8 protein-coding genes are annotated in these 6,947 nt (G+C 65.7%); all 8 read right to left on the bottom strand.

The features are described 5' to 3' along the window. Positions 1 to 69: 69 nt before the first annotated feature. The 8 genes from murA to NC4_RS37465 all read right to left on the bottom strand — a co-directional run bounded on the left by murA (position 70) and on the right by NC4_RS37465 (position 6,922). Complete coding sequence (murA, locus tag NC4_RS37500) at positions 70 to 1,332, bottom strand: UDP-N-acetylglucosamine 1-carboxyvinyltransferase (protein ID WP_084530167.1); 1,263 nt, start codon at positions 1,330 to 1,332, stop codon at positions 70 to 72. A 10-nt stretch (positions 1,333 to 1,342) separates the two neighbouring features. Continuing rightward, on the bottom strand, positions 1,343 to 1,936 hold the full coding sequence (locus NC4_RS37495; RefSeq protein WP_067548950.1) for a cob(I)yrinic acid a,c-diamide adenosyltransferase: 594 nt from the start codon (positions 1,934 to 1,936) through the stop codon (positions 1,343 to 1,345). A 29-nt stretch (positions 1,937 to 1,965) separates the two neighbouring features. Further along, on the bottom strand, positions 1,966 to 2,388 hold the full coding sequence (locus NC4_RS37490; RefSeq protein WP_067548979.1) for a DUF2550 domain-containing protein: 423 nt from the start codon (positions 2,386 to 2,388) through the stop codon (positions 1,966 to 1,968). 187 nt (positions 2,389 to 2,575) lie between these two features. After that, positions 2,576 to 3,268 (bottom strand): MspA family porin, encoded by a 693-nt coding sequence (locus NC4_RS37485; RefSeq protein ID WP_067548947.1) that lies wholly within the window; start codon positions 3,266 to 3,268, stop codon positions 2,576 to 2,578. A 26-nt stretch (positions 3,269 to 3,294) separates the two neighbouring features. Then, positions 3,295 to 3,939: an MspA family porin gene (locus NC4_RS37480; protein ID WP_067548945.1), complete on the bottom strand. Its 645-nt coding sequence runs from the start codon at positions 3,937 to 3,939 to the stop codon at positions 3,295 to 3,297. A 166-nt stretch (positions 3,940 to 4,105) separates the two neighbouring features. Next, positions 4,106 to 4,483 (bottom strand): F0F1 ATP synthase subunit epsilon, encoded by a 378-nt coding sequence (locus NC4_RS37475; protein ID WP_067548942.1) that lies wholly within the window; start codon positions 4,481 to 4,483, stop codon positions 4,106 to 4,108. A 6-nt stretch (positions 4,484 to 4,489) separates the two neighbouring features. Next, positions 4,490 to 5,932 (bottom strand): F0F1 ATP synthase subunit beta, encoded by a 1,443-nt coding sequence (atpD, locus tag NC4_RS37470; protein WP_067548939.1) that lies wholly within the window; start codon positions 5,930 to 5,932, stop codon positions 4,490 to 4,492. A gap of 18 nt (positions 5,933 to 5,950) precedes the next feature. After that, complete coding sequence (locus NC4_RS37465; protein WP_067548937.1) at positions 5,951 to 6,922, bottom strand: F0F1 ATP synthase subunit gamma; 972 nt, start codon at positions 6,920 to 6,922, stop codon at positions 5,951 to 5,953. Positions 6,923 to 6,947 lie beyond the last annotated feature (25 nt).

Below are 6,947 nucleotides of genomic sequence, written 5' to 3'. Positions count from 1 at the left end.
TGTTGGTTGTTCGCATGTCAAATCACCTGTTCAGGAGGCTTTTTCGCGAAGCCTGTCCGTCACCTGGTGTTAATCGACGGTCCCGACCCGCTCGATCTCCGCCCCCAGCGACCGGAGGTTCTCCACGAAATCCGGGTAACCCCGGTCGATGTGGAAGACATCGTGCACTTCGGTCACCCCGTCGGCGACCAGACCCGCGAGCACCAGACCCGCACCGGCGCGAATATCGGAGGACCAGACCGGCGCGCTCGACAGGCGCGGAATACCGCGCACCACAGCGTGATGCCCATCGGTGCGGGCGTCCGCACCCAGCCGGATCATCTCTTCGACGAAGCGGAAGCGCGCTTCGAAGATGTTCTCGGTGATCATCGAGGTACCGTCGGCAATGGCGGCCAGGCCGATGGCCATCGGCTGTAGATCGGTCGGAAATCCCGGAAACGGCAGGGTCGAGAAGTTCACCGCGCGCGGGCGGTCGGACTGCACCACGCGAAAACCATCCGGTTCGAACGAGATTCGCGCACCCGCGGAACGCAGCTTGTCCAGCACCAGCGACAGATGCTTGGGGTTGATCCCCGTGACCCGCACATCGCCCTGCGTCATGGCGGCGGCAATACCCCAGGTGGCGGCAACGATACGGTCGCCGATCACGCGGTGGGTGGTGGGCGAGTGCTTGTCGACGCCCTCGATGGTGAGCATCGAGGTACCGGCGCCGGAGACCTTCGCCCCCATCTGCACCAGCATGTTGCAGAGATCCACGATCTCCGGCTCGCGCGCCGCATTGTCGATAATGGTCTCGCCGTCGGCGAGCACCGCGGCCATGAGGATGTTCTCGGTGGCGCCGACTGACGGGAAGTCCAGCCGAATGCGCGCGCCCTGCAGCTCCTCGGCCCGGGCCACCAGGCAGCCGTGCTCGATTTCGCTGGTCGCGCCGAGCAGTCGCATACCCTGCTGATGCATATCGAGCGGGCGCGAACCGATGGCGTCGCCACCGGGTAGCGCGACCACCGCGCGCTTGCACCGCGCCATGAGCGGACCGAGCACGCACACCGAGGCGCGGAACTGGGTGACCGCCGGGAAGTCGGCGTGATACTTCGGTTCGGTCGGCGTCACGATGGTGACCGTGCCGCCGTCGATGCCGACATCGCAGCCGAGGCCGCGCAGTACGTCTGCCATCAACGGCACATCCAGGATGTCCGGGCAGTTCGTGATCGTCGTCGTGCCCTCGGCCAGCAGCGCGGCGGCCATCAGCTTGAGGACGCTGTTCTTCGCGCCGCCCACCGCGACCTCACCGACGAGCCTGCTGCCCCCGGTCACCAGAAACCGTTCACTCACGGTGGTCAGCCTAATGGCCCTCTCCCGTGCTCGTGGCCTCTCCGCCCGGCCGCCAGAGGATGTCGCCGTCCGGGTTGGCGACGCGACTCAGAATGAACAGCAGGTCGGACAGCCGGTTCAGGTATTTCGCGGGCAGCACGCTCGTGTCGTCCGGATGCGCGTCGACCGCGGCCCAGGCCGAGCGCTCGGCGCGCCGCGTCACGGTGCGGGCGGTGTGCAGCAGCGCGGCCAGGGGTGTGCCGCCGGGCAGGATGAACGAATTCAACGGCGCCAGAGGCTCATTGAACTCATCGCACCACTGCTCCAGGCGGTCGATGTAGGGCTGGGTGATGCGCAGCGGAGCGTACTTCGGGTCCTCGACGATGGGCGTCGAGAGGTCCGCGCCCGCATCGAAGAGGTCGTTCTGAATGGCGCGCAGCACACCGAGCATCCGCTCATCGGGCTGCCCGAGCGCGATCGCCACACCGAGTGCGGCATTGGTCTCGTCACAGTCCGCGTACGTGATGAGGCGCGGGTCCGTCTTCGGTACCCGCGAGAAATCGCTCAGCCCGGTCGTCCCGTCGTCACCGGTCCGGGTGTAGATCCGCGTCAAGTGCACACTCACGGGATCACCGTAACCCTAGGGACGAATCCTCAGTTGCTGGGTCGGCGGCGAATTCGCTCGGAAGGGCGCGATTCCACCCAGGAGAGGAAGGCCGCCAGCGCACCGCGGTCGAGTGCCAGCTCGTAGCTGCCATTGCCGTCCGAGAGCGTGACGATGAGCTCGTCGGTCATGATGTCGTACTCGTCGTCCTGCGGGGAGCGGCGATTGCTGACCTCGATGCCGAGGCGGCGCATGGTGGAATCCGGACCGAGCTTCAGACTCGACAGTTTGTAGAAGACGAGCGAATCCTCGTCGTAGCGAATGAGCCCGTGCCGCCAGCCCCCGCCGTGGCCGCGCGCGGGCAGGGTGCGCAGCAGGGCGGCGGTCCCGCCGCGGCGCAACATGATCAGGCGATAGGTCGACGCCAGAGCCAAGGCGACAAGCAGCAACACCAGAATGATCAGAAGCACCATCCAGGTCTGCAATGCCGCTCCGTTCTTTCCCAACACTCGGGACTCTCAGGGGGCTTCGCCCCCCGATCCCCCGAACGGGAGGGGCGGCACCCCGCGCTTAGTGGTCGATACTAGCGACCACAGAAACGCGGAGCCCCGCCATCCACCGAATGTGATGCACACGGCTCGCAGAAAGATTGCGAATCGGTCATCCGATACTGAACGGCTGACCCCACAGCAACACATTGCCGATGTAGTTGGTGGTGTCGACCTCGGCCGCCACGAACGATCGTGCCTGCGCGAAACCACCGCAGCCGTCCACCGAGAAGGTTTCGTCGACCCAGGTCACGCTGGCGTGCGGACCCGGAACCTTGTTGTAGCGCTTATGCGATTCCATGCCGTAGTCGTCCGGTTTCTCCAGATCCAGCATCAGCCGGGCAATCGCCAGTCCCGGTCCGAAGGTGACGCCACCGCCGAAGGACTGGGTCGGTGCGGCGGACCATGCGCCCTGGGTGTCCTGGGACGCCGTCGCGCCGCCACTGCTGGTGCCGCTGATCCCGCCGATGTCCACCTGACAGCCGACGACATAACCCGGACTGATCTTGATCGTGGCCGTCGGGGCGCTCGGGCCGTCGAGATCCACACTGGCCCTTCCGCTCACCCAGGTATTGCGATGCACCGGCGTATCGCCCATGGACCCGCTGATCTTGGCCGACTCCCCGTCGATCCGGACGGTCATGACCGTGCCGTCCGCCAGCGTGCGCGTGATGACCCCGCCCGGCAGCGGCACGAAGGTATCCGCCCGCGCCACCCCCGTCTGCCCGATCCCGCACACCGCCGTCGCGATGAGCGCCGCTCCGAGAACCTTGCCGCCGCGCGCGTGTTTTCCCGTGCCGAACATGCGATCCCTTCTGTCGGAGCGGACCGTCAGCCGATGCTGAACGGCTGGCCGTAGAGAGTGACCTTGGCGTAGTCGGTGCCGATGATCTCGACCACGGAGACCTGGCGGGCCTGCGCGTAGCCGCCGCACCCCTGAATCTCCATCGGTATGTCCTGATAGTTGATGGTGTAGACGCCGCTCTTGATCAACTCGATGTTGTTGATGGCCACCCAGGTCACCTGACCGGGCGACAGCGGGAAGGTGAAACCGCCCGTGAGACTCGGCGTCGTGCTGATGCCGACCGCCGCATTCGCGCTCAGCGCACCCACCGCGACCTGACAGCCGACGATGTATCCGACAGTCAGATTGGACGATCCGTGCGTCCCGGAGTTGTTGGTACCCGGGAAGTTCCGCGGCCCGTTGTTGGGGCCCACCGTGCCGTCCGGCGTCTCCACCTCGGCGGTCACATCCCCGGTGACCCATGAGGTGCGGCCCAAGCCGTTCGCGGCGATGGACGGCGAAATGATCGCGCGCTCACCACGACTCGTGATTTTCACGCCCGGGCCCTCGATATGCCCGTCGGGTAGCGGCACCACGACATCCAGCGCGGCCGAGCCCGGTGCGAAGAATCCGATACCCACGGCGACGGCAACCGCCAGCGCCGCCCTTTTTCCAATTCGAAACTCGCTCATTCACCCCTCGCTTGGAAGCGTTGTAATAGCCGAGATTTCGCTGAATGGTCCAGATCACATCCGTGGACCGGCAATGGCATCTAACCACACACCCCCGAAATGCAAAGAGAGCCACGGCCCCAGGATTTCCCTGGAGCCGCCGCTCATTTGCCGTATGGCTACTCGATCAGACCTCGGCGGCCTTTTCGAGCGCGCGCACCTGGCCCTGCGCCTTGGCCTGCGCGGCCGGGCTCGCATTCTCGTCGGCGAGCACGGCACGGGCGGCCGCCTCGTCGATATCGCCTGCGAAATCAGCGGATTCGGCCAGCACCCGCACCGAAGTGCCGGTGACCGAGAAGAATCCGCCGTGCACGGCCGCCACGATGCGCTCGTCGCTGTCGGACACGATGGTCACCGTGCCGGCCTCGACCAGCTGACCGAGCAGCGGTTCGTGGCCGGCCAGGATGCCGATCTCACCCTCCGTGGTCTGGGCGGAGACGAACTTCGCCCGCCCCGACCACAGCAGCCGCTCGACGGCGACCAGATCAACTGACATATCCGCCATGGTGGACTACTTCCCGGCGATCTTCTTCGCGGCCGCCTCGACGTCGTCCAGGCCACCGCAGGAGTTGAACGCCTGCTCGGGCAGGTGGTCGAACTCGCCCTTGCAGACCCGATCGAAGTCGTCGATGGTCTGCTCCAGCGGCACGACTGAACCCGGCTGACCGGTGAACTTCTCGGCCACGATGAAGTTCTGGCCGAGGAACTTCTCCAGGCGACGGGCGCGGCCGACGAGGACCTTGTCCTCTTCGGAGAGCTCGTCCATGCCGAGGATGGCGATGATGTCCTGCAGTTCCTTGTACTTCTGCAGGATTCGCTTGACCTCGTTGGCGACCCGGAAGTGCCGCTCGCCGACGATCGACGCCTCGAGGATACGAGAGGTCGAGGTCAGCGGGTCGACGGCCGGGTAGATGCCCTTCTGCGAGATCGGGCGGGAAAGCTCGGTCGTCGCATCGAGGTGGGCGAAGGTGGTGGCCGGCGCCGGGTCGGTGTAGTCGTCCGCGGGCACGTAGATCGCCTGCATCGAGGTGATCGAGCGACCACGGGTCGAGGTGATGCGCTCCTGGAGCTGACCCATCTCGTCGGCCAGCGTCGGCTGGTAACCCACGGCCGAAGGCATACGACCCAGCAGGGTCGAGACCTCGGAACCGGCCTGGGTGAACCGGAAGATGTTGTCGATGAAGAGCAGCACGTCCTGGTTCTGCACATCGCGGAAGTACTCGGCCATGGTCAGGGCCGAGAGGGCGACGCGCATACGGGTGCCCGGCGGCTCGTCCATCTGGCCGAAGACGAGGGCGGTGTCCTGGAGGACACCCATCTCTTCCATTTCCAGGTGGAGGTCGGTGCCCTCACGGGTGCGCTCACCGACGCCCGCGAACACGGACGTACCGGAGAACTCACGCGCGATACGGGTGATCATCTCCTGGATCAGAACGGTCTTGCCGACGCCGGCGCCACCGAACAGACCGATCTTGCCACCCTTCACGTACGGGGTGAGCAGGTCGATGACCTTGACGCCCGTCTCCAGGATCTCGGTCTTACCCTCGAGCTGGTCGAAGGCGGGCGGCTGGCGGTGGATGCCCCACTGCTCGCCGTCACGGCCCAGGCCCGGGGTGTCCAGGCAGTCGCCGAGGGCGTTGAACACGTGGCCCTTGACGACGTCACCGACGGGCACCGAGATCGGCTTGCCGGTGTCGCGCACCTCGACGCCACGCACCAGACCGTCGGTCGGCTGCATGGAGATGGTGCGAACGATGTTGTCGCCCAGGTGCTGCGCAACCTCGAGGGTCAGGGTCTTCGCGACGGACGGGAGCGCGATGTCCACGTTCAGCGCGTTGTAGAGCTCAGGGATGGAACCCCGCGGGAACTCGACGTCCACGACGGGGCCGATGACGCGGGAGACGCGGCCGATGCCAGCACCCACCTTGGTTTCTTTAGTGACAGCTGCGGTCATTGCTTCTCTTCCTACGGCTTAGTCGCGGTCCGAGCTCGACGCCAGCGCGTTGGCGCCGCCGACGATTTCCGTGATTTCCTGCGTGATTCCGGCCTGGCGCAACGAGTTCGCGGTACGGGTCAGTGAGTTCACCAGATCCGTAGCGTTATCGGTGGCCGCCTTCATAGCGGTGCGGCGCGCAGCCGACTCCGATGCCGCCGCATCGAGCAGCGACGAGTAGATGCGGGTGTTGATGTACTTCGGCAGCAACGCACCGAGCAACTTGTCCGCATCCGGCTCGAACTCGTACTGGGCGTGGACATCCGCGGTCGCCGAATCGGAGAACGCGTCCTCGCCCATGTCGTAGTTCTCGTCCACGTAGCTGACCTGGATGGGGGCCAGCCGGCGGACCTCCGGCACCTGCGACAGCATCGACACGAAACGCGTGTAGACGATGTGCAGTTCATCGACACCGGCCATGGTGCCGACCCCGTTGGGAGCCGGAACCTCGCCGTCGGCGCCCGCCATGAACGCCTCGACCAGGTGGTTGCACGCAGCGGACGCGTCCGCGTAGTTGGGCGACTGGGAGAAACCGACCCACGATCCGTTCAGCTCGCGCTTGCGGAAGGTGTAGTAGGTCAAGCCCTTCGAGCCCATCACGTACAGCACCGGTTCTTTGCCCTCGCCGCGCAGCGTGGTCACCAGTTCCTCGGCGCGCTTGAGCACGTTCGAGTTGTAGCCGCCGCACATACCGCGATCGGAGGTGATGACCAGGATCGCCGCGCGCCGCGGGTTCGGCCGCTCGGTGAGCAGCGGATGCGTGAGATTGCCGCTGGCGTTCGCCAATTCGACGAGCACCTTGGTGATCTCTTCCGCGTACGGCTTGGCAGCCGCAACTCGGGCCTGCGCCTTGCTGATTCGCGAGGTCGCGATCAGCTCTTGCGCCTTGGTGATCTTCTTGATCGAGCTCACGGAACGAATTCGGGAGCGCAGTTCGCGCACGCTTGCCATTAGCGGTTCACACTCCCTTCATTCC

The organism is Nocardia crassostreae, assembly GCF_001613405.1.
GTDB classification, from domain to species: Bacteria; Actinomycetota; Actinomycetes; order Mycobacteriales; family Mycobacteriaceae; genus Nocardia; species Nocardia crassostreae.
The sequence above is the reverse complement of the archived record's forward strand: the minus strand, read 5'-3'. Positions and strand labels throughout refer to the sequence as shown.